At 30.7% G+C, this 1,867-nt stretch carries 2 protein-coding genes and 1 pseudogene; all 3 read left to right on the forward strand.

Annotated elements, in window-relative coordinates:
• A pseudogene (locus O3603_RS11970) lies at positions 1–450 on the forward strand (RHS repeat-associated core domain-containing protein); the annotation flags it as partial.
• Complete coding sequence (locus O3603_RS11975) at positions 450–875, forward strand: hypothetical protein (RefSeq protein ID WP_004384660.1); 426 nt, start codon at positions 450–452, stop codon at positions 873–875. The pseudogene O3603_RS11970 and the gene O3603_RS11975, both read left to right, overlap by 1 nt.
• A 243-nt stretch (positions 876–1,118) precedes the next feature.
• A complete protein-coding gene (locus tag O3603_RS11980) occupies positions 1,119–1,541 on the forward strand; it encodes a hypothetical protein (protein WP_371523045.1) in 423 nt (140 codons plus the stop codon).
• Positions 1,542–1,867 lie beyond the last annotated feature (326 nt).

Here is a 1,867-nt window from a genome sequence, read left to right on the forward strand (position 1 = left end):
ATAACATATACAAATAGTCTATTTGATGATTCTGAATTTGGGCAGAATTATTATGTATGGCTTGATATCTCTAGTCATGAAGTTGGTCATATTAATCACATAAAAGCTAGTAATAAAATTGCCGATAAGCAATATGAGCTTCTTCTAAAAACATCTATGTATGCAAAGGACATGTATGTACCTTCATTAGAGACTCATCGGACTAATTCATATCTCAGTAAATTTATTGCCTCTTATTTAAAGTATGGAGGACATGATAAATCTCCGTTAGAGAAGCAAGCTGGCAAAGGATCTGATTCATTCAACAGATTCAATGAATTTGTTAATGAGAAATATGGGAATAACTCTTTGATCAACTTACTTAAATCCGATATATCAGATACAAAGAAAATACAACAGATTGATAAGTATTGGAACGAATATGTTAAATCTAAAGAAACAACCAAATAATGAAAAAAATATTATCTGTATTTTTGTTTTTATTATGCTTATTGTCCCTGCCATTTCTTATTTTTCTCTTATTTAACTCGCAAGGGAATGGAATTGAGTTTGATATATCTTCATCTACCATAATAAGTAAAAATGGGAAATTATTTAATGTTTACATTTATAGTGATAATGATAGTATAGAAGATATCCAATTTATACAATTAAAAGAAGGTCATGAAGCGAAACGAAAGATTTCATTAACCTCTGTAGATTCCAATTACGTAATTACAGACTGGCGTGACCACCAAGTAACAAAAATTTTCTTATATCCCAATAGAAAGTATAGAATCGAAAATCATTCTAACGGTGATACCTCCCCGAGTATTATTATGTTCATGACAGATTCGTTAGGGAAACCAGCTTATCAAATGACTGATAGATATTAAGTAGGAAGTGTAAAGAATAAATACAGAATGATCGGAATGACCCGAGCAACCCTGGCGACCAACTTCAATAAAGGAAAAAAAAGAAACAAAATGAAAAATTTTATTGCTGTATTCGTCTTAATTCTAATTTTCTTTAGTTGTACTAAAAGGTGTAGAGTTGAATCGAAATATAAAGATTCGATAGTAGTCTTCTTTAGACCTATTTTCAGCTCCAAAACTGTCAAGGCGCATGAATTGATAAATATGTCAAATTGTGTACTCGTAAATGATACTATCAAAATTAGCCATAGAGATTATTGTAAAATCAGCAATTTTATCCAAAATAAAAGATATGTAAAGTCTAAAGTAAAAGGAGTTCCTGAAATTTATTTTAAAAATGATGGAAAGGAAATATTCTTGACCTTGTTTGATACTTTAGCTACAGATATAAAGGGGGAGAATCTTGAGTCCAATATAAATATAATATACTTAATTAATAAGTATTGTAAATTCTATAACTATTATACCAAAGAAGAAGTTATGTGGGGTAGTCTTTATAGAAAATATCCTTTTCCCAAAGATTATCATTATTATTATGGATATTTTACTAAGAGGAAACAATCCGATGCATTAGTAGCAATAAAAAAGAAAGGAATAAAACTATGGCTCGTTGAAAAAGAAAGGTAATATATTGACCATGCTATTTCTATTTCGTGCGGCTTCAAGAGGCATTTTTTCCAGAGAATATTTTCAACTATGCTGCGTATATCTCCGATGCAACGGTAATCCTACACTGGTAACGAATGACTCAACGAATACCACTTGTAGGATGTACTGGGATGAGAACAACCACTTGATGGCTTTAAGTGATAATGCAAGTTGAATACTTACTTTTACAATACTGCTGGTGTTCACTAATGGAGAGGCGTTACTTATGTCAAAGAATCAACTATATGCTCCATTGTTACTCTAAACTCCTAACATAGTTTTTGTTTTTAGTTGCTGTCACTTTT

This window comes from Prevotella sp. 20925_1_30, assembly GCF_041433025.1.
GTDB classification, from domain to species: domain Bacteria; phylum Bacteroidota; class Bacteroidia; order Bacteroidales; family Bacteroidaceae; genus Prevotella; species Prevotella vespertina.

What these genes read in the sequence shown, in the direction of transcription:
- O3603_RS11980 (WP_371523045.1), top strand. Translation starts at nt 1,119, where the DNA reads ATGTCAAATTGTGTACTCGTAAATGATACTATCAAAATTAGCCATAGA.
- O3603_RS11975 (WP_004384660.1), top strand. Translation starts at nt 450, where the DNA reads ATGAAAAAAATATTATCTGTATTTTTGTTTTTATTATGCTTATTGTCC.